This window comes from Streptomyces sp. NPDC002181 (assembly GCF_042890485.1).
In the GTDB taxonomy this organism is placed as follows: Bacteria; Actinomycetota; Actinomycetes; order Streptomycetales; family Streptomycetaceae; genus Streptomyces.
The window spans coordinates 226,719-248,162 of record NZ_JBIASC010000013.1; the positions used below are offsets into that span (position 1 = coordinate 226,719).

The 21,444-nt window shown below is 71.7% G+C and carries 23 protein-coding genes; 15 read left to right on the top strand and 8 right to left on the bottom strand.

The window, feature by feature from the left end:
- Window position 1 precedes the first annotated feature (1 nt).
- Window positions 2–772, top strand: coding sequence for an enoyl-ACP reductase FabI (gene fabI / locus ACFYXV_RS28055; protein WP_054221794.1), 771 nt, complete (start codon window positions 2–4; stop codon window positions 770–772).
- A 211-nt stretch (window positions 773–983) separates the two neighbouring features.
- Window positions 984–1,424, top strand: a complete 441-nt coding sequence (locus ACFYXV_RS28060) for a hypothetical protein (RefSeq protein ID WP_385476377.1) — start codon at window positions 984–986, stop codon at window positions 1,422–1,424.
- 60 nt (window positions 1,425–1,484) lie between these two features.
- On the opposite strand, the gene ACFYXV_RS28065 is transcribed toward ACFYXV_RS28060, so the two are convergent.
- Window positions 1,485–2,156 (bottom strand): FadR/GntR family transcriptional regulator, encoded by a 672-nt coding sequence (locus tag ACFYXV_RS28065; protein ID WP_385476374.1) that lies wholly within the window; start codon window positions 2,154–2,156, stop codon window positions 1,485–1,487.
- A gap of 60 nt (window positions 2,157–2,216) precedes the next feature.
- Between ACFYXV_RS28065 and ACFYXV_RS28070 the strand changes: the two genes are divergently transcribed.
- The 4 genes from ACFYXV_RS28070 (at window position 2,217) to ACFYXV_RS28085 (ending at window position 4,639) form a co-directional block, all read left to right on the top strand.
- The gene (locus ACFYXV_RS28070) at window positions 2,217–3,539 is read left to right on the top strand and encodes a CynX/NimT family MFS transporter (protein ID WP_383350172.1); all 1,323 of its coding nucleotides are present in this window, start codon (window positions 2,217–2,219) and stop codon (window positions 3,537–3,539) included.
- Between the two features lie 5 nt (window positions 3,540–3,544).
- Window positions 3,545–3,664: an SGM_5486 family transporter-associated protein gene (locus ACFYXV_RS28075; protein ID WP_267880934.1), complete on the top strand. Its 120-nt coding sequence runs from the start codon at window positions 3,545–3,547 to the stop codon at window positions 3,662–3,664.
- A gap of 149 nt (window positions 3,665–3,813) precedes the next feature.
- A complete protein-coding gene (locus tag ACFYXV_RS28080; protein WP_123515127.1) occupies window positions 3,814–4,014 on the top strand; it encodes a hypothetical protein in 201 nt (66 codons plus the stop codon).
- Window positions 4,015–4,117: 103 nt separating this feature from the next.
- Window positions 4,118–4,639 carry a SixA phosphatase family protein gene (locus tag ACFYXV_RS28085; protein ID WP_383350170.1) on the top strand — a complete coding sequence of 174 codons (522 nt, stop codon included), beginning with the start codon at window positions 4,118–4,120 and terminating at the stop codon, window positions 4,637–4,639.
- Between the two features lie 103 nt (window positions 4,640–4,742).
- On the opposite strand, the gene serB is transcribed toward ACFYXV_RS28085, so the two are convergent.
- Window positions 4,743–5,942: a phosphoserine phosphatase SerB gene (serB, locus tag ACFYXV_RS28090; RefSeq protein WP_383350168.1), complete on the bottom strand. Its 1,200-nt coding sequence runs from the start codon at window positions 5,940–5,942 to the stop codon at window positions 4,743–4,745.
- A 229-nt stretch (window positions 5,943–6,171) separates the two neighbouring features.
- Window positions 6,172–7,722: a streptophobe family protein gene (locus ACFYXV_RS28095; RefSeq protein WP_389384328.1), complete on the bottom strand. Its 1,551-nt coding sequence runs from the start codon at window positions 7,720–7,722 to the stop codon at window positions 6,172–6,174.
- A 252-nt stretch (window positions 7,723–7,974) separates the two neighbouring features.
- Between ACFYXV_RS28095 and ACFYXV_RS28100 the strand changes: the two genes are divergently transcribed.
- Window positions 7,975–10,497, top strand: coding sequence for an FHA domain-containing protein (locus tag ACFYXV_RS28100; protein WP_385470621.1), 2,523 nt, complete (start codon window positions 7,975–7,977; stop codon window positions 10,495–10,497).
- 99 nt (window positions 10,498–10,596) lie between these two features.
- Here ACFYXV_RS28100 and ACFYXV_RS28105 read toward each other — a convergent pair whose 3' ends face one another.
- Complete coding sequence (locus tag ACFYXV_RS28105; RefSeq protein ID WP_383350163.1) at window positions 10,597–11,310, bottom strand: transglycosylase SLT domain-containing protein; 714 nt, start codon at window positions 11,308–11,310, stop codon at window positions 10,597–10,599.
- Window positions 11,311–11,811: 501 nt separating this feature from the next.
- Between ACFYXV_RS28105 and ACFYXV_RS28110 the strand changes: the two genes are divergently transcribed.
- The 3 genes from ACFYXV_RS28110 to ACFYXV_RS28120 all read left to right on the top strand — a co-directional run bounded on the left by ACFYXV_RS28110 (window position 11,812) and on the right by ACFYXV_RS28120 (window position 13,972).
- A complete protein-coding gene (locus tag ACFYXV_RS28110) occupies window positions 11,812–12,942 on the top strand; it encodes a GAF domain-containing sensor histidine kinase (protein ID WP_383502706.1) in 1,131 nt (376 codons plus the stop codon).
- Window positions 12,935–13,576: a response regulator gene (locus tag ACFYXV_RS28115; protein WP_385470619.1), complete on the top strand. Its 642-nt coding sequence runs from the start codon at window positions 12,935–12,937 to the stop codon at window positions 13,574–13,576. The genes ACFYXV_RS28110 and ACFYXV_RS28115 overlap by 8 nt, the downstream gene beginning before the upstream one ends.
- A 150-nt stretch (window positions 13,577–13,726) precedes the next feature.
- Window positions 13,727–13,972 (top strand): chaplin, encoded by a 246-nt coding sequence (locus ACFYXV_RS28120; RefSeq protein ID WP_383350159.1) that lies wholly within the window; start codon window positions 13,727–13,729, stop codon window positions 13,970–13,972.
- Window positions 13,973–14,041: 69 nt separating this feature from the next.
- Here ACFYXV_RS28120 and ACFYXV_RS28125 read toward each other — a convergent pair whose 3' ends face one another.
- On the bottom strand, window positions 14,042–14,827 hold the full coding sequence (locus ACFYXV_RS28125) for a hypothetical protein (RefSeq protein ID WP_385470617.1): 786 nt from the start codon (window positions 14,825–14,827) through the stop codon (window positions 14,042–14,044).
- Between the two features lie 145 nt (window positions 14,828–14,972).
- On the opposite strand from ACFYXV_RS28125, the gene ACFYXV_RS28130 reads away from it, so the two are divergent.
- The 4 genes from ACFYXV_RS28130 (at window position 14,973) to ACFYXV_RS28145 (ending at window position 18,236) form a co-directional block, all read left to right on the top strand.
- Entirely contained in the window at window positions 14,973–15,773 is an 801-nt protein-coding gene (locus ACFYXV_RS28130) for an ABC transporter ATP-binding protein (protein ID WP_054222280.1), read from the top strand.
- Between the two features lie 55 nt (window positions 15,774–15,828).
- A complete protein-coding gene (locus tag ACFYXV_RS28135) occupies window positions 15,829–16,257 on the top strand; it encodes an NfeD family protein (RefSeq protein ID WP_327282762.1) in 429 nt (142 codons plus the stop codon).
- Window positions 16,258–16,373: 116 nt separating this feature from the next.
- Window positions 16,374–17,360: an SPFH domain-containing protein gene (locus tag ACFYXV_RS28140; protein WP_030873643.1), complete on the top strand. Its 987-nt coding sequence runs from the start codon at window positions 16,374–16,376 to the stop codon at window positions 17,358–17,360.
- 105 nt (window positions 17,361–17,465) lie between these two features.
- Window positions 17,466–18,236: a sulfite exporter TauE/SafE family protein gene (locus ACFYXV_RS28145; protein ID WP_389384334.1), complete on the top strand. Its 771-nt coding sequence runs from the start codon at window positions 17,466–17,468 to the stop codon at window positions 18,234–18,236.
- A 58-nt stretch (window positions 18,237–18,294) separates the two neighbouring features.
- Here the strand turns inward: ACFYXV_RS28145 and ACFYXV_RS28150 are convergent, their stop codons facing one another.
- The 3 genes from ACFYXV_RS28150 to ACFYXV_RS28160 all read right to left on the bottom strand — a co-directional run bounded on the left by ACFYXV_RS28150 (window position 18,295) and on the right by ACFYXV_RS28160 (window position 20,329).
- The gene (locus tag ACFYXV_RS28150; RefSeq protein WP_385470614.1) at window positions 18,295–18,798 is read right to left on the bottom strand and encodes an HNH endonuclease; all 504 of its coding nucleotides are present in this window, start codon (window positions 18,796–18,798) and stop codon (window positions 18,295–18,297) included.
- 149 nt (window positions 18,799–18,947) lie between these two features.
- Window positions 18,948–19,481 carry a YbhB/YbcL family Raf kinase inhibitor-like protein gene (locus tag ACFYXV_RS28155; protein WP_385470612.1) on the bottom strand — a complete coding sequence of 178 codons (534 nt, stop codon included), beginning with the start codon at window positions 19,479–19,481 and terminating at the stop codon, window positions 18,948–18,950.
- 65 nt (window positions 19,482–19,546) lie between these two features.
- Window positions 19,547–20,329, bottom strand: coding sequence for a sporulation protein (locus ACFYXV_RS28160; protein ID WP_030873647.1), 783 nt, complete (start codon window positions 20,327–20,329; stop codon window positions 19,547–19,549).
- Between the two features lie 111 nt (window positions 20,330–20,440).
- Between ACFYXV_RS28160 and ACFYXV_RS28165 the strand changes: the two genes are divergently transcribed.
- Window positions 20,441–21,082: a DNA-3-methyladenine glycosylase gene (locus tag ACFYXV_RS28165; RefSeq protein WP_383350150.1), complete on the top strand. Its 642-nt coding sequence runs from the start codon at window positions 20,441–20,443 to the stop codon at window positions 21,080–21,082.
- Window positions 21,083–21,444: the final 362 nt, after the last annotated feature.

The window sequence follows — 21,444 nt, forward strand, 5'->3', positions numbered from 1 at the left end:
CATGAGCGGAATTCTCGACGGCAAGCGCATCCTCATCACCGGGGTGCTGATGGAGTCGTCCATCGCCTTCCACACCGCCAAGCTGGCCCAGGAGCAGGGCGCCGAGGTCATCCTCACCGCGTTCCCGCGGCCGACGCTGACCGAGCGCATTGCCAAGAAGCTGCCGAAGCCGGTCAAGGTGATCGAGCTCGACGTCACCAACGACGAGCACCTGGCTCGCCTGGAGGGCCTCGTCCGCGACGAGCTCGGCGGCCTCGACGGGGTCGTGCACTCCATCGGCTTCGCCCCGCAGGACGCCCTCGGCGGCAACTTCCTGAACACCCCGTTCGAGTCGGTCGCGACCGCCATGCACGTCTCGGCGTTCTCGCTGAAGTCGCTGACCATGGCGTGCAAGCCGCTGTTCCCGGCGGAGGGCGCGGCCGTCGTCGGCCTGACCTTCGACGCGCAGTACGCCTGGCCCCAGTACGACTGGATGGGCCCGGCCAAGGCCGCGCTGGAGGCCACCAGCCGCTACCTCGCCCGTGACCTGGGCAAGGAGAACATCCGCTGCAACCTGGTCTCGGCCGGTCCGATCGGCTCGATGGCCGCGAAGTCCATTCCGGGCTTCTCGGAGCTGGCGGACGTGTGGAACTCCCGCTCGATGCTGGAGTGGGACATGAGCGACCCGGAGCCGGCGGGCAAGGGCGTCGTGGCCCTGCTGTCGGACTGGTTCCCGAAGACCACCGGCGAGATCGTCCACGTGGACGGCGGCCTGCACGCGATGGGTGCCTGAGCGGCACCGGTACGTCCGTACGGCGGCGGCCGCGTCTTCCTTCCGGGAGGCGCGGCCGCCGCCGTTCGCGCCGGTGGGGGCGGGGATCCCGGCCGGGTGCTCGATCAGATGTCCGCCCTCCGACCGGATCTTCCCGAGTCGAAAACCGGAACAGATGCCTGCAAACTGACCGAGCCGGGATCTTCCCGGCTCGTGCGGGGAGGAGGTACGCGTGCGCGCGAGGCGGAGCCGAGCGGTATCCCTGCTGGTCACCTCGGTGGTCCTGACCGGATTCCTGATCTCGGGGGCCGACGCGCGGCAAGAGGGGGACGAGGCGCTGCCGGAGCCGGGGGCGGTGGCCGTCGTGGAGCCCGCCGCCGTGGACCTCGACGAAATCCCCGCGGAGCCGCCCGTACGGCCCAGGCCGCCCGCACCCCGGGAGCTCTACGGCGCCGACTGCGACACCGTGATCGAGGGCTCGCAGGCCACGGCCACGTGCCAGAACGGCTATCCGGAGACCGACCTCCTGCGCCTGCACGTGGAGTGTGACCGCTGGTGGGACGTGGACGCCGACAGCGCCGCCGTCTCCCTGGCGCCGGCCGGCCGGATCGAGCTCACCGGCCGCTGCTGGAAAGAGGTCCGCTCGGCCTGGGTGACACACCAGCGGCCCTGACCGGGCCGGCACCGGCCGTACGCGGGCCGCTCTCCAGTGCGGGCTACTTCCCCGCGCGGGCTACTTCCCGCCGAGGCAGACGTAGGGGTAGCCCGCCGCCTCCGAGGCCGCCGTGTCCCCGTCCCCGCGCCGGATCGCCTCGATCAGGCGGGCGTGGTCCAGGTGCGCCGCCGGGTCCAGCTCGGTGCCCACGTCCGTGCGCAGCCAGTCCGCGACCAGGTCGCCGAGGTCCGCGTAGAGCTCGATGAGCACCTCGTTGTGCGAGGCCGCCACCACCGCCATGTGCAGCGCGACGTCCGCCGCGATGAACCGCTCCGCGTCCCCGCCCGCCCAGGTCTCCTCGCGCCGCGCCAGCAGCGCGTCCAGCTGCCCCATGTCCCGCTCGGTGCGCCGCTCCGCCGCCAGCCGGGCCGCGGCGGACTCCAGCGTCGAGCGGAGCTCGGCGATGTGCCGCGGGTCGGCGCCCGCGAAGCGGCGGTGCATCACCCCGGCCAGCTCGCTGGTGGCGATGACGTAGGTGCCCGAGCCCTGCCGGATGTCCAGCAGCCCGTTGTGCGCCAGCGCCCGTACGGCCTCCCTGACGGTGTTGCGGGCGACGCCCAGCAGCTCCACCAGCTCCGGCTCGGTGGGGATGCGGGCACCTACGGGCCATTCGCCGGACGTGATCTGGTTCCGGAGCTGGGCGATCACCTGATCGACCAGCGCGGAGCGCCGGGGCGAGGTCAGCGGCATACGGGCGGGTTCCTCTCCGAAAGTGGACAACCAATCATCCCATGATTCTATGATGGCGTAATGCCCGACGAAGAAATACAGACCCTGAACCGGCCCGGCGCGCCCGCCGTACCTGCGCCGACCCGTTCCGCCGCTCCCGCGAGCGCCCGGACGCGGTCGCAGCCGAAGCCGGAGCCCGCATGGCTCGGGCCGGTCCTCATCGTCGGCATCGTGCTGGCCGCCCTCAACCTGCGGCCCGCCATCACCAGCCTCGGAGCCCTCTTCGAGGAGGTCCGCACGGGCCTCGGCATGAGCGGCACCGTCGCCGGACTCATCACCTCCGTCCCCGCCCTCTGCTTCGCCGTCTTCGGCGTGACCGCGCCCCGGCTCTCCCGCCGCTTCGGCCCCGCCGCCGTCGTCTGCGCCGGCATGGCCGCCGTCGCCGCGGGCCTTTTGATCCGGCCCTTCGCACAGGGCGCCGCCGGCTTCCTCGCCGCGAGCGCCCTGTCCCTGGCCGGCATAGCCCTGACCAACGTGCTGCTCCCGGTCATCGTCAAGCGCTGGTTCCCGGACCGCGTGGGCACCATGACCGGCCTGTACTCCATGGCCCTGGCCCTCGGCACCTCGCTCGCCGCCGCCGTGACCGTCCCGATGACCTCCGCCCTCGGCGGCAGCTGGCGTGCGGGCCTGCTGGTCTGGGCCGTGCTCGCGCTGGTCGCCGTACTGCCCTGGCTGCCCGTCGCGGCGGCCGCCCGGCGGGAGAAGCGGGCCGCCGCCTCCGGACCGGGCGCGACCGTACGGGCGGACGCCGGCCCGAAGATCGTCCGCAGCCGTACCGCCTGGGCCCTGGCCTGCTACTTCGGACTCCAGGCCACCGGCGCGTACATCACCATGGGCTGGCTGCCGCAGATCTTCCGCGACGCCGGGGTCTCCGCCTCCACCGCCGGCGTGCTGCTCGCCGTCACCATGGTCATGGGCGTCCCGCTCGCCTTCGTCATCCCCAGCCTGGCCGGCCGGATGCGGAACCAGGGGGCCATCGCCGTCACCCTCGGCCTCTTCGGCCTCGCCGGATACACGGGCCTCTACTTCGCACCCGCCGCCGGGGCCTGGGCCTGGGCCCTCCTGCTCGGCGTCTCCAACTGCGCCTTCCCCCTCGTCATCACGATGATCGGGCTGCGCGCCAAGTCCCCGGCCGGCGTGGTCAAGCTGTCCGCCTTCGCCCAGAGCGTCGGCTACCTCATCTCCATCCCCGGACCGCTCCTCGTCGGCGCGCTCTACCAGCACAGCGGGGGCTGGGACCTGCCGCTCACCGTCATGGCGTCCCTGCTGGTCCCGCAGATCGCGCTGGGCATCCTGGCCGGCCGGGACCGCACGATCGAGGACGAATGCGGCATGCGAGACTGAGCGGCATGTCGCCCGTACTCGAACCGAACCCGCAGAACAGCCACAAGAAGCTCGGCCTGGTGCTGGGCGCGATGCTGGTCGTGACCGTGATCATCTCCGTCATCGCCTCCGTCGTCTCCCCCTGACGGGCCGTGGGGGTGGGGATAACCCCCCAACCCCTAGGGGGCCAGGGTCAGGGTCGACTGGGGTGTGTCCCGGATGGGCGCCGCGCCTTCGAATCCATAGATTCGAAGAGAGCGAGCCAGTCCCACCCCGCGTACCCACGGAGGCGGCCATGTCGGCCCCCACGCACACTCCCGGTCCCCGAGTCCACGGCGCGAGCACCCGCCTGCACTGGTGGGCGCTGGCCCTGCCCGCGCTCGCCTTCGGCTTCCTCCTGCTGCTCCTCGCCGGCTCGGGCCAGGCCCATGCCGCCACCGGCGAAGCCTCCGCGATCCTCCAGGTCACCGAGCAGATCCTGCGCGTCGTCGGCTGACCGGGCCGCGCTCCCGTACCGCGCGACCGAGCCCCGCGTACGCCTCCCGCCGAGCCCCCAACACCCTGCGCCCCATGGCCCGATTCATGCGAAGCTGGGAGCCATGAGCGCCGACACACCCCGCAGGATCGTCCTCCTCCGGCACGCCAAGGCCGACTGGCCCCAGGTGGCCGACCACGACCGCCCGCTGGCGGAACGGGGCCGCAAGGAGGCGCCGGCCGCCGGGCTGAAGCTGGCCGAGACCGGCATCGCCTTCGACCTGGCCCTCTGCTCCACCGCCGCCCGCACCCGCGAGACCTGGAAGCTGGCCGTTCAGGAGATGCCGCACCGGCCGCGCACCTCGTACGAGGAGCGGCTGTACGACGCCTCCCTGGGCGAGCTCATCGCCCTGCTGAATGAGACGTCCGACGAGGTCGAGAACCTCCTCGTCATCGGCCACAACCCGGGCATGCACGCCCTCGCCGACGCCCTCTCCGGGCGCGCGGAGGGCGACGCCCCGGCGCGGATGAGCCGCACCGGCTTCCCGACCGCCGCCTTCGCCGTCGTCTCCTTCACCGGCTCCTGGAAGACCGTGGAGCACGGGGTGGGCACGCTGCTGGACTTCTGGACGCCCGAGGACCACTGAGCACGCGGACACGTGCGCGTACACGGAGGCGTACCGAGCGGGAACGAGGACGGGCCCCGGCGCGATCGATCCGCCGGGGCCCGTCCTCGTCACGCGCGCGCCATCAGGTCAGGCCGGCGGCCTCGACCTCTTCCCGGGTGATCCCGAGCAGGAACAGCACCGCGTCCAGGAACGGCACGTTCACCGCCGTGTGCGCGGCCTCGCGCACCACCGGCTTGGCGTTGAAGGCCACGCCCAGCCCGGCCGCGTTCAGCATGTCCAGGTCGTTGGCGCCGTCGCCGATGGCCACCGTCTGGGCCAGCGGCACGCCGGCCTCCGCGGCGAAGCGGCGCAGCAGCCGCGCCTTGCCCGCCCGGTCCACGATCTCGCCGGTGACCCGGCCGGTCAGCCGCCCGTCGACGATCTCCAGGGTGTTGGCCGAGGCGAAGTCCAGGCCCAGCCGCTCCTGCAAATCGTCCGTCACCTGCGTGAACCCGCCGGAGACCACGCCCACCTGGTAGCCGAGCTGCTTGAGGGTGCGGATCAGGGTCCGGGCGCCCGGCGTGAGCCGCACCTCGGAGCGGACCTTGTCCACGACCGAGGCGTCCAGTCCGGCCAGCAGCTTCACGCGGGCGTGCAGCGACTGCTCGAAGTCCAGCTCGCCGCGCATGGCCCGCTCGGTCACCTCGGCGACCTCCGCCTCGCAGCCCGCGTGCGCGGCGAACAGCTCGATGACCTCGTCCTGGATCAGGGTCGAGTCCACGTCCATGACGACCAGGCGCTGGGCGCGCCGGTGCAGCCCGGCCGAGACCACGGCCACGTCCACCCCGATGTGGGAGGCGGAGGTGGCCAGCTCGGTGCGCAGCGGCTCGGTCTCCACCCCGGAGACGGCGAACTCGACCGCGGTCACGGGGTACTTGGCGAGCCGGAAGATGCGGTCGATGTTGCCGCCGGTCGCGGTGATCCGGGAGGCGATGGCCGCCGTGGACTCGGCGGTCAGCGGATGCCCGAGCACGGTGACATGGGAACGGCCGCTGCCGCGCGGCCGGTTGTCGCCGGTGCCGGAGAGGATCTCGGCCTGGAGCTTCAGCGAGTCGGCCCAGCTGTGGACCGTGGCCCGCAGCTCGCCCTCACCGGCGGAGGCGGGCTTGGTGACGAGGGCGCACAAGACGATGCGGCCGCGGGTGACGACCTGCTCGATGTCGACGACGTCGACGGAGTAGGCGGCGAGGGTGTCGAACAGCCCGGCGGTGATCCCGGGACGGTCCTTGCCGAAGATCTTGACGAGGAGGGTGGGGACGTCGGAGGTCTGCGAAGCGCTCATGGTGCCCTCACCGTATCTTCCCGTCCCACATGCTCGGACCCCTGTCCCACCTGCCGGAACCATTTTCCGGCGCGGCGCCCTCCGCCGCCGCGCTTCGCGGGGGCCCGGGGGGCGGCGGGGGGATGGCGGCGGGGTGAATGCGGGTGGACGGGGAGGTGTCCGGGGCCCCCGGGACAGGGTGGTGGCCGAGCGTGTTCGATTCGATACGGTCCGTCCTCCCGCCGTCGCCTCAGCCCGGCGGCCCCGGCGGCGGGGGCGGGGGAGGGGGCGGCGGCGGGGTGAACGGCGGGCGCGGGTGCGACGCCGGGCGCCCGGAGGGCCTGCGGGGCAGCCGGGTGATCGTGACGTCCCAGGAGCCGTCCGGTTCGGGGTCGGGAAACCGCTGCGGCTCATCGCCCGGACGGGGGTACGGGTACGGCCGCCCCGGCGGGGGCCGGTAGGGAGGCGCGGGCGCGCCGGGGGCCGGGCCGCCGGCCCATCCCCGCGCGGCCCCCGGCACCGGCACCGGCTCGGGCGCCGGCCGCGGACGGCGCCCCCGACCCGCCAGCAGCGCCCCCGCCCCACCCGCCACCGCACCCCAGGCCGCCCCGAGCAGCAGCGCGTACAGCGCGTCCCCCCGCAGCTCCACCCCCGCGTCCACCGCATCGACGCCGAGCACCGACAGCGAGGCGTCGGCCGACACCCCCGTCAGCACCGTCAGCGCCGCCAGCGCCACCCCGGTCACGGCCGACAGCCGCACCGCGCACGCCGCGGTCCCGCGCCCCGGAGCCCGTACGGCGGCCAGCACACCCGCGCAGAGCAGCAGCAGACCCACCCCCGCCACCAGCAGCCAGGCCCGCCCGTCGTACTCCGCGAGCCGGGACACCGTCACCGGGTCCCGCGCCGGCACCCCCAGCAGTTCGTCCAGCGGATCCGGCAGCAGCCGGCCCGGCGTTCCCGTGACCCGGCCGTCGAACGGTACGAAGAGCCCCAGCAGCACCCCCGTCCAGGCCCCGTTCGGCGCCCCGAGCAGCGCGGCGCCCAGCACCCGCCCCGGATGCTCGTCGCCCGCGGCCGCCCACACGGCCGCCGCCAGCCCGGCCGCCACCGCCACCAGCAGGGCCGTCACCAGCGCCGACACCGCGGGCCGCAGCCGCGCGAACGCCGCCGGTCCGCGCCGCGAAGCCAGCAGTGCGACCGCCAGTACGGCCAGCACCCACACCCCCGCGCCCAGCAGGGTCGGCCCGGACTCCACCGAGAACCCCACCCGGGCCCGGCTGCCGATGAGGTCCCCGACGCGGTCCGGGAGCAGCCCGCCGACGTCTCCGATCCCGGGGACCACCACCTTCGGCGGCGCGGTCGCCGGCAGCCGCGGCCCGTCCAGGGTGACCACGTCGTGCCCGGCCCGGGCCAGCCCGCCCGCCGCGGCGACGAGCAGCACCGCCACCACGCCCGCACGGGCCGCCAGTTCCCCGCGGGGCGCCCCGGTCCGGATCGAGCCCAGGAAGATCCGTGCCAGCACCAGGGCCCCGGCCAGCCCCACCCCGAGCGGCATGACGTCCAGCGAGGACCCGGCACCCGGCCCGGTGGTCCCGAGGACCGACAGGTCCCCCGACGGGATGACCGTGCCGCCGACCGCGAGGACCACCACCGCGGCGGTCATCGCCCCGAGCGAGCCTCCCACGGCGTCGGCACCCAGCAGGCGGAGCCCGAGGGCGGCGACCGCGGCCATGGTGACGAGGGCCCAGCCGGTGGCGGCGATGCCCGACAGCACCACGTCCCCCCAGCGAATGCGGCGCATGCGTACCCCCGGTGCCTGTCGAGCGTGCGGGCCGAGCGGGACGGTGCCGGGCGGGCGAGAAGTCCCGTATCTCACTCTCCGGGTGACTTTCACCCCCGTCAACGGGCAGGCGTAGACGCCCTGGGAAGGCCCCGATTCCACATGTGGCCCCAGGCCTGAAATAGTTCCCCCGGATGTTCGCCATCCCTAGACTCCCTGACGTCGGACTCCCTGGCGTCAGGGGGATTCTCGGGGGACTTAAGTGGGGCTGGAGTGCCGGAACTCGTACTGGAATTGAATGGAAGGACCTGGACGCTCGATCCGTCCAGGTCGTACTCGTTGGGGCGCGATCCCCAGGGAGACGTGGTCATCGACGACGCCCGGGTGTCGTGGCGGCATGCCACCATCGCCTGGAACGGCCGGGGTTGGGGCATTGAGGACCACGGCAGCACCAACGGGACCTACGTGCACGGCGCGCGGGTCCGGCAGACCGAGCTCACGCCCGGCACGCCGGTGTACCTGGGCAACGCCACCGACGGCCCGCGGCTGAATCTGAGCGCGGCCGCGGCTCCGCAGCAGGCCGTACCGCAGCAGGCCGCTCCCGCCTACCAGGCCCCGGCGCCCGCCTACCAGGCCCCGGCCCAGCAGGCCGCCCCGGCGTACCAGGCCCCGGCCCAGCCGGCGCAGCAGCAGGCCTGGCAGCAGCAGCAGCCGCAGCAGGCCGCCGCCCAGCAGCCGCAGCAGCCTCATGTCCCGCAACAGCAGCAGGCGGCCCCCGTCTACGGCGGTGACCGCAGCCCCACCACGTTCCACCAGATCGCCGTCGGCCGCGTCATGCGGATCGGCCGTGCGCTGGAGAACGAGCTGGTCGTCTCGGACCTCCAGGTCTCTCGCCTCCACGCGGAGTTCCGCTCCGCCGGCGGCCGCTTCGAGATCCACGACCTCGGCAGCCACAACGGCACGTACGTCAACGGCCAGCCGCTGCCCAAGTCCGGCACCGCGCTCCTCGGCCCGAACGACATCGTCGGCGTCGGCCACTCGACGTTCCGGATCGTCGGTGACCGGCTTGAGGAGTTCGTCGACACCGGTGACGTCTCCTTCTCGGCCCGCCACCTCACGGTCACCGTCGACGGCGGCAAGCAGATCCTCAAGGACGTGACCTTCGGCGTCCCGGAGAAGTCGCTCATCGGCGTCATCGGCCCCTCCGGCTCCGGAAAGTCCACGCTGCTCAAGGCGCTGACCGGCTACCGGCCCGCCAACGAGGGCGACGTCCTCTACGACAACCGCAACCTGTACAAGCAGTTCGCGGAGCTCCGCCAGCGCATCGGCCTGGTCCCGCAGGACGACATCCTGCACAAGGAGCTGAAGGTCAGCACGGCCCTCAAGTACGCGGCCAAGCTGCGCTTCCCCGGCGACACCGCCGAGGCCGAGCGCGCCGCCCGCATCGACGAGGTGCTGCGCGAGCTCAAGCTGGACATCCACAAGGACAAGAAGATCACCTCGCTCTCCGGTGGTCAGCGCAAGCGCGTGTCCGTGGCCCTGGAGCTCCTCACCAAGCCCTCGCTGATCTTCCTGGACGAGCCGACCTCCGGCCTCGACCCGGGCATGGACCGCGACGTCATGCAGCTGCTGCGCGGCCTCGCCGACGACGGCCGCACGGTCCTCGTCGTCACCCACTCCGTGGCCGAGCTGTCGCTGTGCGACAAGCTGCTGGTCATGGCCCCGGGCGGTTCGGTCGCCTACTTCGGCCCGCCGGACGAGGCGCTGAACTTCTTCGGCTACAGCACGTGGGCGGACGTCTTCTCGGCCTTCGAGAACTACCGCGAATACGACTGGGCCGGCCGCTGGAAGGGTTCGCAGCACTACCAGCTCTACGCCGCCGACCTCGACGCGGTGGCCCCGCAGCAGGTCGCCATGGTGCCGATGCAGCAGATGATGCCGCCGAAGGCGCAGGGCTGGGGCGACCAGCTGTGGACCCTGATCCGCCGCTACGTCTCGGTGATCGCCTCCGACAAGGGCTTCATGGCCCTGATGCTGATCCTGCCCGCCGTCCTCGGCATCGTCTCGACGGTCATCCCCGCGACCTTCGGCCTCGCCCCGCCGAAGCCGCCGTCCCGGTTCAACGGCGACGCCGGCACGATCATGCTGATCCTCTGCGTGGGCATGTGCTTCTCGGGCGCCGCGAACTCGGTCCGTGAGCTGATCAAGGAACGGGTCATCTACGAGCGCGAGCGCGCCACCGGTCTGTCCCGGTCGGCGTACCTCATGTCGAAGGTGATCGTCCTCGGCTTCATCACGGCCATCCAGGGCGCGGTCATCTGCGCCATCGGCTTCGTCCCGCGCGACCTGCCCACCGAGGGCCTGCTCATGCCGCCGGCCGTCGAGCTCTGCCTGTCGGTCACCGCGCTCGGCTTCACCTCGATGATGTTCGGCCTCGTGATCTCCTCGCTGGTGAAGACCGCCGAGAAGACCATGCCGCTGCTGGTCATGTTCGCGATCGTCCAGGTCGTCTTCACCGGCATCCTCTTCCAGGTGTACGACTCGCCGGGCCTGGAGCAGTTCGCCTGGCTGATGCCCTCGCGCTGGGCGGTCGCCGCCGCGGGCACCACGCTCGACCTCGGCAAGCTCATGCCGCCGTGGGACCAGCAGAACCCGACCAACACCGACCCGCTGTGGGAGCACTCCATCGCGCAGTGGGGCGTGAACATCACGATCCTGCTGCTCATCGGCGTCGCCTGCGGCTTCGCCGTGCAGAAGCTGCTGCGCCGCCACGAGCCCGAGGTCATGCGCAACTAGTCGGCCCGGGCCCACCCCACCCGTACGAACGCCTCAGGGCGGCACCCCGGATACCGGGTGCCGCCCTGAGGCGCATGGGGGGTTGCTACGCCAGTGGCCCTAGTAGGCGCTGTTGACGTTGTCGATCGAGCCGTAACGGTCGGCGGCGTAGTTGGCCGCGGCGACGATGTTGGCGACCGGGTGGTACTGGTCCAGCGGGGTGCCCGCGACGTGGTACGCGAGGAAGGTCGGCTTGATGACCTGGAGCAGACCCTTCGAGGGGATGCCGTTCTGGGCATTGATGTCCCAGTTGTTGATCGCCCGCGGGTTGCCGCTCGACTCGCGCATGATGTTCTTGTACAGGCCGTTGTAGGTGCCCGGAATCTTGTGCGCCTTCATGATCGCCAGCGACTCCTTGATCCAGCCGTCAAGGTTGTTCGCGTAGACCGGCGTGCGGACGGTGGAACGGCTCGCGGCCGCCTTCGCCTCGCGGTCCTTCTTCGCCTTGGCCTCGGCGTCGGCCTTCGCCTTCGCCGCGTCGGCCTTGGCCTTGGCGGCGACGGCCTTGGCCTTGATCGCGGCCTCGACCTTCGCGGCGTCCGTGGCCAGCTTGGTCTGGGCGCCGAGGTGCTGCACGGTCTTGGACTGGACACCCTCGACGGCCTGGGTCCACGCCACGGGGGCGGCGCTCACGGTCGTACCGGCGTCGGCGGAGCCGGCGGGTACGACGGTGGCGGCCAGGGCGGCGGCGCCGATGGTGGCGAACGCGGCGAAGGTCATCTTGTGGGCCTTCGTCAGACGACGACTGTGGCCGGGGGTGCTGGTCTTGGACATGGCTAGCAACCTCTTCGAATAGCGGGAGCCGCAGGAAGGCGCCGCTGGGATCCGGGATCCGCGGCGCTGTGCGACGGGAGCAATTCTTAGCGGCGGCAAAATCGCCTGGCAAAGGTGTGACGTACGATCCCGCTTAGTGGATCAGGGGGCGCCGACGGGCCCGGAATTCGGGGCCGGGCGCTAGGTGCGACAGTGCTGACACGGTCTTTATGCGTCCACTAGGCGCCTTCGTAAGTGACGTGGGTCCTATGTGCGGGCTCACATCGGCCGTGTAACGGTCTCGCCAGGCGTTGCGAGAGCAATGCGCTCTGTAACGGAATTCTCCGCCCTGAGGACCACGAGCCCGCCACCGCCCTCATCCCCAGGGCAGAGACGGCCCCCCGGGCCCCCTCCCGGAGGAGGAGGACACGCCGCCCCCGGACCTGGGCCCCGGACCTAGGCCCCGGGCCCGATCCCGCAGGTCAGGGCCGCGAGTACGGTGAGCCCATGACCGGTAGTCCCGTGTTCGGCGGCCCCCGCGGAGGCCTCGCCGCCGTCAGCACCGCCCTGCTCGCCATGAGCCGCAGGCTGGAGGTCCGCGACGTCCTGCGCACGATCGTCGTCTCGGCCCGCGAGCTCCTCGACGCCGAGTACGCGGCCCTGGGCGTCCCGGACGACCACGGCGGCTTCGCCCAGTTCGTCGTGGACGGCATCAGCGAGGAGCAGTGGCGCCGCATCGGCCCGCTGCCCCGCCAGCACGGCATCCTCGCCGCGATGCTCCACCAGGACGGCCCCGAGCGGCTGGCCGACGTGCGCGAGGACCCCCGCTTCGAGGGCTGGCCCGCCGCCCACCCCGAGATGTCCGACTTCCTGGGCCGGCCCGTCCGCGACGGAGAGGAGACCCTCGGCGCCCTCTTCCTCGCGAACAAGAGGAGCCCCGGCGGCTTCACGGAGGAGGACGAGGAACTCCTCGCCCTGCTCGCCCAGCACGCGGCGATCGCCCTCACCAACGCCCGCCTCTACGAGCGCAGCCGCGAGCTCACCATCGCCGAGGAGCGCTCCCGCCTCGCCCACGAGCTGCACGACGCCGTCGCCCAGAAGCTCTTCTCCCTCCGCCTGACCGCCCAGGCGGCCGCCGCACTCGTCGACCGCGACCCCGCCCGCGCCAAGGGCGAGCTCCAGCAGGTCGCCGCCCTCGCCGCCGAGGCCGCCGACGAGCTGCGCTCCGCCGTGACCGAGCTGCGCCCGGCCGGCCTCGACGAGGACGGCCTGGTCGCCACCCTCCGCGACCAGGTCCACGTACTGGACCGCGCCCACACCGCGCACGTCACCTTCACCTGTGACGGCGTACGGGCCCTCCCGGCGACCCAGGAGGAGGCCCTGCTCCGGGTCGCCCAGGAGGCCCTCCACAACGCCCTGCGGCACTCGGCCGGCGACCGCGTCGAGGTCACCCTCGCGCGCCGCGCCGCCGGAGCCGTCCTGACCGTCAGGGACAACGGAAGGGGCTTCTCCCCTTCCTCCGTCCGCGCGGCCGGACGCCACCTCGGACTCGTCTCCATGCGGGACCGGGCGAGCGGCGTCGGCGGCCGCCTCACCGTGCACTCGGAGTCCGGTACGGGCACCACGATCGAGATGGAGGTCCCCGGTGGCTGACACGCCCATCCGGGTCCTGCTGGTGGACGACCACCAGGTGGTCCGCCGCGGCCTGCGCACGTTCCTGGAGGTCCAGGACGACATCGAGGTGGTCGGGGAGGCCGCCGACGGAGAGGAGGGCGTGGCGCGCGCCGAGGAGCTGCGGCCCGACGTGATCCTGATGGACATCAAGATGCCGGGCGCCGACGGCATCGAGGCCCTGCGCAGGCTGCGCGCCCTGGCGAACCCGGCGCGGGTGCTGATCGTCACCAGCTTCACGGAACAGCGGACGGTGGTCCCGGCCCTGCGGGGCGGCGCCGCCGGATACGTCTACAAGGACATCGACCCCGACGCCCTGGCCGGGGCCATCCGCTCCGTGCACGCCGGGCACGTGCTGCTCCAGCCCGAGGTGGCCGACGCCCTGCTCTCCCAGGAGGGAGCGCCGTCGCCCGGCCGGAGCGGCTCCCTGACCGAACGGGAACAGGAGGTGCTGTCCCTGATCGCGGACGGCCGGTCCAACCGCGAGATCGCCCGCGCGCTCGTGCTGTCCGAGAAGACGGTCAAGACGCACGTCTCGAACATCCTGATGAAGCTGGACCTCGCGGACCGCACGCAGGCCGCGTTGTGGGCGGTCAGGCACGGGATCAGCGACTGAACCGGGCAGGAACGGACCGTCCTGTTCCGTTCGCAGATTCATACGGTCGGGTGGACGTCGCCCACATGGCGCATCCCGTTCGTCCGATGACCGTTCTTCATGACGTGCCGCGGCGGCTGGCCGCGGCGGACGTACTGGAGGACGAAGAACGTGAAGAACATCAAGAAGGCCACTGCCGTCACCATGATCGCGGGCGGTCTCCTTGCCGCGGGCGCGGGCGTCTCCTCGGCGCACGGCGGCGCGTCGGCCGAGGGCGAGGCCGCGGGCTCGCCCGGCGTCGTCTCCGGCAACCTGGTCCAGGTCCCCGTGCACGTCCCGGTCAACGTGGTCGGCAACGCGGTCACCGTGATCGGCCTCCTGAACGGCGCCTGGGGCAACACCGGCGTGAACGCCTGACCAGCCCCGCCCCACCGGCCCCGCTTCCCCCACCTCTCCCCGGGAAGCGGGGCCGCGGCGCGAGCGGGCCTATCCCCGCTCGCGCTCCTCGACCGCCGCGTTGTACGCCGCGACCAGCGCCCGCCGGGCCACCCGCTCCACCGGCCGCAGCGCCTCCGCCCGCGCCGCCATCTCCGACGCGGCCACCGCGCCGCCCGGCCCGTGCTCGTACGCCAGCGACACCAGCAGGTCCACCCGCTGCGCCAGCGCCAGCACCCGCACCGCCCGCGGCGGATATCCCGGAGCCAGCACCTCGCGCCCGGCGTCCGCCCGCGCCCGGTACGCCGACAGCGCCGCCTCCGCCACCGGCCCCGACCCCGCCACGTCCAGCCGCGTCAGCACCACCGTCGCCTCCCGCAGCGCCTCCGCCAGCTCCCGCTCCGCCTCACCGAGCGAGGGCACGTCCGCCGGCGGGGCCTCCCGTACCGGCAGGCAGTGCCACGTCACCGAGACGTGCAAGTCCCCCGGGGCCGGCCCGGCCTCGGCCACCTCCGGCACCAGACCCAGCGCCGCGCCCACCGCGACCACCGCCTCCTCGGCCTCCAGCGCCCGCGCGTTGAACTCCGGGGGCCCGCTCAGCCCCAGCGGATGGCCCGGCGCCGGCAGCGCGACCCGCAGCCCGCTCACCCCCAGCGCCCGCAGCCGGCCGAGCGCCAGCGTCAGGCCCACCGGACCCGATTCGCCCGGCAGCCCTTCCACCCGGTGCACGGCGTCCTCGCCCACGATCGACAACACGGCCTCGTCGGGCGAGACCAAACCGGCCAGCAGCGCGTTCCCCCAGGCGGCCAAGCGCCCTGAACGTGGTTCGAAAAGCATCCCCCCACTTTACGGATCACCCCGGATCGGCTCCCGCGTCCCACCTGGCGCCCGGACCCCTCGCCGAGTGGCGTAGGTTTTCCCCTGGGGCTGCGCCTACCGGTGCACAGACGAAACCGAGACTGCAAGGGGAGACAACACGCTCATGAGCGATGTTCTGGAGCTGGTGGACGTATCCGTGGTCCGCGAGGGCCGGGCTCTGGTGGACCAGGTCTCCTGGTCGGTGAAGGAGGGGGAGCGCTGGGTGATCCTCGGCCCCAACGGCGCCGGCAAGACCACGCTGCTGAACCTCGCCTCCAGCTACCTCTTCCCCACCAAGGGCGCCGCCACCATCCTCGGCAGCACCCTCGGCAAGCCCGGCAGCGACGTCTTCGAGCTGCGCCCGCGCATCGGCGTCGCCGGCATCGCCCTGGCCGACAAGCTGCCCAAGCGCCAGACCGTGCTGCAGACCGTCCTCACCGCCGCGTACGGCATGACGGCCACCTGGCAGGAGGAGTACGAGGAGATCGACGAGCAGCGCGCCCGCGCCTTCCTCGACCGCCTCGGCATGACCGAGTACCTCGACCGGAAGTTCGGCACCCTCTCCGAGGGCGAGCGCAAGCGCACCCTGATCGCCCGCGCCCTGATGACCGACCCCGAGCTGCTCCTCCTCGACGAGCCCGCCGCCGGCCTCGACCTCGGCGGCCGCGAGGACCTCGTACGCCGCCTCGGCCGCCTCGCCCGCGACCCGCTCGCGCCGTCCATGGTGATGGTCACGCACCACGTCGAGGAGATCGCCCCCGGCTTCACCCACGTCCTGATGATCCGCCAGGGCAAGGTCGTCACCGCGGGCCCGATCGACCTTGAGCTGACCTCGCGCAACCTCTCGCTGTGCTTCGGCCTCCCCCTGGTCGTCGAGCGCAACGACAGCGACCGCTGGACCGCCCAGGGCCTCCCGCTGCGCTAGTAACGGGGCGATCGCACCCTGTCCCGACCGCGCCCCCCCGACCTACCATGACCATGTGAACATCGACGCGTGGCTGTGGTGGCTCATCGGCGCGGTCGGACTGGGCATCCCGCTCGTCCTGACGGCGATGCCCGAGTTCGGCATGTTCGCGGTCGGCGCGGTCGCGGCCGCCGTCACCGCGGCGTTCGGCGGGGGAGTGGTCGCCCAGGTCCTCGTCTTCGTGATCGTGTCGGTGGCACTCATCGCCGTCGTCCGCTCGATCGCCAACCACCACCGCGAGCAGCGCCCCCAACACCGCACCGGAATCGACGCGTTGAAGGGCAGAAGCGCACTCGTCCTCGAACGCGTCGACGGCAGCGGAGGCCGGATCAAACTCGCCGGCGAGATCTGGTCCGCCCGCACCCTCGACGCGGACAGCAGCTTCGAACCGGGCCAGCAGGTGGACGTCGTGGAGATCGACGGGGCCACCGCCGTCGTGATGTGAGCGCGTGAGGCCGAGCTCGTGTGAGCTTGCGCCAAGGAGCCGACCCGCGGCCCCGGGGTCTGCGAGACTCCGCTCAACGGGGCAGCACAGACAGCCGGAAGGGCACGGGGAACCGCATGCAACCGATCATCATCGTCCTGATCATTCTGGTGGTTCTGGTCTTCATCGCACTGGTCAAGACGATCCAGGTGATCCCGCAGGCCAGCGCCGCCATCGTCGAACGCTTCGGCCGCTACACGCGCACCCTCAACGCGGGCCTCAACATCGTCGTCCCGTTCATCGACTCGATCCGCAACCGCATCGACCTGCGCGAACAGGTCGTGCCGTTCCCGCCGCAGCCGGTCATCACCCAGGACAACCTGGTCGTCAACATCGACACGGTCATCTACTACCAGGTGACCGACGCCCGCGCCGCGACGTACGAGGTCGCCAGCTACATCCAGGCCATCGAGCAGCTCACCGTCACCACCCTGCGCAACATCATCGGCGGCATGGACCTGGAGCGGACCCTGACCTCCCGCGAGGAGATCAACGCGGCCCTGCGCGGAGTCCTCGACGAGGCCACCGGCAAGTGGGGCATCCGCGTCAACCGCGTCGAGCTCAAGGCGATCGAGCCGCCGACCTCCATCCAGGACTCGATGGAGAAGCAGATGCGCGCCGACCGCGACAAGCGCGCCGCGATCCTCCAGGCCGAGGGTGTCCGGCAGTCCGAGATCCTGCGCGCCGAGGGCGAGAAGCAGTCCTCCATCCTGCGCGCCGAAGGTGAGGCCAAGGCCGCCGCGCTCAAGGCCGAGGGCGAGGCGCAGGCCATCCGTACGGTCTTCGAGTCCATCCACGCCGGAGACGCCGACCAGAAGCTCCTCGCCTACCAGTACCTCCAGATGCTCCCGAAGATCGCCGAAGGCGACGCCAACAAGCTCTGGATCGTGCCCAGCGAGATCGGAGACGCCCTCAAGGGCCTCTCGGGAGCCATGGGCAACTTCGGTCCCATGGGCGGGGGTTCGGGCTTCAACCCGCAGAACTCCGGCAAGGACGGCGGCAACGGCGCCGGAGCGGCCGACAAGGCCGCCGCCGAGCGCCGCGAACAGCCCCCCATCGACTGACCGGCCCGTCCCCTCCTGCATGATCAGTGAGGCCCCTCGACCTTCATGGCGGGGAGGCGACTCACTCATGCAAAGGGGATGGCTCAGTCCATGTCTCTGCTCTCGATGTCCCCCTGGGAATCACTCGCGGTGTTCGCGGCCGGCGTCGGCGCCGGCACGATCAACACCATCGTCGGATCCGGCACCCTCATCACCTTCCCGGTGCTGCTCGCCACCGGACTCCCGCCGGTCACCGCCAACGTGTCCAACACCCTCGGCCTGGTGCCCGGTTCCATCAGCGGAGCCATCGGCTACCGCAAGGAGCTCCAGGGCCAGCGCGGCCGCATCGTGCGGCTCGGCGCCGTCTCGCTCGTCGGAGGACTCGCCGGGGCCGTCCTGCTCCTGACCCTGCCGTCGGACTCCTTCGACACGATCGTGCCGATCCTCATCGGACTCGCCCTCGTGCTCGTCGTCCTCCAGCCCCGGCTCGCCGCGGCCCTGCGCAGGCGCCAGGAAGCCGCCGGCTCCGAGCCCGGACATCCCGACGGCGGCCCCGCCCTGCTCACCGGCATGCTGCTCGCCAGCGCGTACGGAGGCTACTTCGGCGCCGCCCAGGGCGTGCTCTACGTCGGGCTGATGGGCATGCTGCTCCAGGAGGACCTCCAGCGCCTCAACGCCGTCAAGAACGTCCTCGCCGCGCTCGTCAACGGCATCGCGGCCGTCTTCTTCCTCTTCGTCGCCGAGTTCGACTGGACGGCCGTGCTGCTGATCGCCATCGGCTCCACCCTCGGCGGCCAGATCGGCGCCAAGGTAGGCCGCCGCCTGTCCCCGACCGTGCTCCGCGGGGTCATCGTCGTGGTCGGACTGCTCGCGATCGTCCAGCTGCTGCTGCACTGAGCGACGTACGGAAAATACGTCGCCCAGCGCACGTACCCGCGACGGCCAGTGCCGCGCGCTAGGCGGAACGCTCCAGCCACTCCGGCAGGACGTCCTGCACGCCGACTCCCAGGGCCAGCATCATGGCGTCCGCCGGAGAGGGTGTGAAGGGCTTCCGGAGGAGCGGCATCCCCGCCTCCTCAGGAGTCCGGGCCGCCTTGCGGTGATTGTCCTCGGCGCAGGAGGCCACCGTGTTCAGCCACGTGTCCCCACCGCCCTGGGCCCGGGGCAGTACGTGGTCCACGGTCGTCGCGCGCTTCCCGCAGTACGCGCACCGGTGCTGGTCCCGGACCAGCACCCCCCTCCGCGACCAGGGAGCATGTCTTCGGAACGGCACCCGCACGTACCGGCACAGCCTGATCACCCGGGGCAGCGGAAGATCCATGGAGGCACCGCGCACACGCAGTTCGGGGTGGGACTGCTCGACCACGGCCTTGTCCTGAAGGACCAGGACCACAGCCCGGTTCAGCGTCACCGTCGACAGCGGCTCGAAGCTCGCATTCAGCACCAGCGTGTCCCGCATCTCGCCCACCTCCCGTGTGCAGGCCCGCGACCACACTGGCGGCAGGGCCCGCGACCACTCTGGCCGCGCGCGCCACGCGGGACAACGCAATAAAAATGCCCGGTCCTGGTCGTCTTTAGACCAGGACCGGGCAAACGCACGGCGAACGATCAGCTCGCGGGGCCCTCGTACTCACCGATCAGCTGCGCCCGTCCCAATGCGTGGAACCGCAGGTTGAATCCGACGACCGCCGGCGAGACGTCCGCACCGGGGCCCAGCTTCTCCTGGTCGACCGCGTAGACGGTGAACACGTAGCGGTGCCGCTCCCCGGCCGGCGGAGCCGCGCCGCCGAAGTCCTGCGTGCCGTAGTCGTTCCGTACGTGCACCGCCCCGGCGGGCAGGCCCTCGAACTTCCCGCTGCCCGCCCCGGCCGGCAGCTCGGTGACCGAGGCCGGCAGATCGAAGAGCACCCAGTGCCAGAACCCGCTGCCCGTCGGGGCGTCCGGGTCGAAGCAGGTCACGGCGAAGCTCTTCGTCCCCTCCGGGAACCCCTCCCACCGCAGGTGCGGAGAGACGTTGCCGCCCTTGAGCACCTGGGCGTCGCCCAGCTCACCACCGGGCTCGATGTCCGCGCTCTCCACCGAGAACGCGTGCACCCGGGGGTGGAAATCGTGCGGAAGGGGCGCCCTGTTCTGCTCGGCCACTGCTGAACCTCCTGATCGCGAACCAGTACGGGTACCGGCACCGGGATGCCGGTACCCGGCCGAGCCTAGAACCAGTTGCGCTGCGAACCCACGGAAGCGATCCACTGGTTGAGGTACGCCGCCCAGTCGGTCCCCTGGTAGGACTGCAGCCCCACCTGGAAGCAGCGGTAGGTGTCACTGCCCTCGGAGAACAGCCCGGACTTCTTGTCCATCTCCAGCACGACGTCCATCTCGCGGCCGTCCGAGACGAAGGTCAGCTCGACCTGGTTCAGCCCGCGGTACTGCGACGGCGGCAGGAACTCGATCTCCTGGTAGAACGGCAGCGTCTGGCGGGTCCCGCGGATGTGCCCGCGCTCCATGTCCGCGCTGCGGAAACCGAAGCCGAGCTGACGGAAGGCGTCCAGGATCGCCTGCTGCGCCGGCACCGGGTGCACGTTGATCGGGTCGAGGTCGCCGGCGTCCACCGCGCGCGCGATCTCCAGCTCGGTGCTGACCCCGATGTTCATCCCGTGCAGGTGCTGCCCCCCGAAGTGGGTGATCGGCGTCTCCCACGGGATCTCCAGACCGAACGGCACCACGTGCAGGGCGCCCGCCTGCACCTGGAAGGCACCGCCGAGGCGCTGCTTGGTGAAGACGATGTCCTGCTTGTACTCCTGGTCGTTCCCCTCCACCTCCACCCGTGCCTGGAGACCGACGGACAGGCCCTCGATCTGCTGCTCCACGGAACCGCCCTGGATGCGGACCTCGCCCTGGACGATCCCGCCGGGCACGACGTTCGGCTCGGTGATGATCGTGTCCACCGAAGCACCGCCGGCACCCAGCGCCGCGAACAGCTTCTTGAACCCCATGCTCTGACTCCCCTTGAAGGCTCGTGCGACTACCGCTTACGAGTACACCCTGACAAACGCGGAACCTTAGGCCCCGGTTGCAGGTCAGCTCGCTCGACTACGCTCGACCGGATGAGCGCGCGCCCCGACCGTACGCCCCTGGCCCGGTCCTTCTTCGACCGGCCGGTCCTCACCGTGGCCCCGGACCTCCTCGGCCGGATCCTGGTCCGCCGCACCCCCGAAGGCCCGATGGAGCTGCGCATCACGGAGGTGGAGGCGTACGAGGGGGAGGCCGACCCCGGCTCCCACGCCTACCGGGGGCGCACCCGGCGCAACGCGTCGATGTTCGGTCCGCCCGGACACGCGTACGTCTACTTCATCTACGGCATGTGGTTCAGCCTCAACCTGGTGTGCGGGCCGCCGGGGCACGCGAGCGGGGTGCTGCTGCGCGCGGGCGAGATCACCGTGGGTGCCGACCTGGCCCGCAAACGTCGACTTTCAGCCAGAAGCGACCGGGAACTGGCCAAAGGCCCGGCCCGCCTGGCCACCGCCCTGGCGGTCGACCGCTCGCTGGACGGCACGGACCTCTGTGACGGCCCCGATTCCCCCCTGGCGCTCCTGACCGGCACCGCCACCTCATCCGACCTGGTGAGCAACGGCCCGCGCACGGGAGTCGGCGGAGCCGGCGCGGGCCATCCGTACCGTTACTGGATCACGCACGACCCCACGGTGAGCCCGTATCGGCCCCATGCGCCACGCCGCCGTTCAACTTGACTCCACCTTGGCGGACGCCTAACGTAGCCCGAGCCGCTTGAACGGGGCACTGCCATCAGCAGACCCCCGGGGCGGCCAACCCACTACCTACGACGTTCCCCTGGCGGGGTCGATTTCGGCATGCCCGAATTCGAATCCGGTGACTCGATTATGAGTCGCAAGGGATAAGCGCTAAAGTGGTGGAACGCCGAAAGGCAAAGGCCCCCAACGGCCGCCGAATTCAAATCCAAGTCGGAAACGACGAAGAAATGATCTGGTAGAGTTGGAAACGAAGAACGAAAGCCCGGAGGAAAGCCCGCGAGGGTGAGTACAAAGGAAGCGTCCGTTCCTTGAGAACTCAACAGCGTGCCAAAAATCAACGC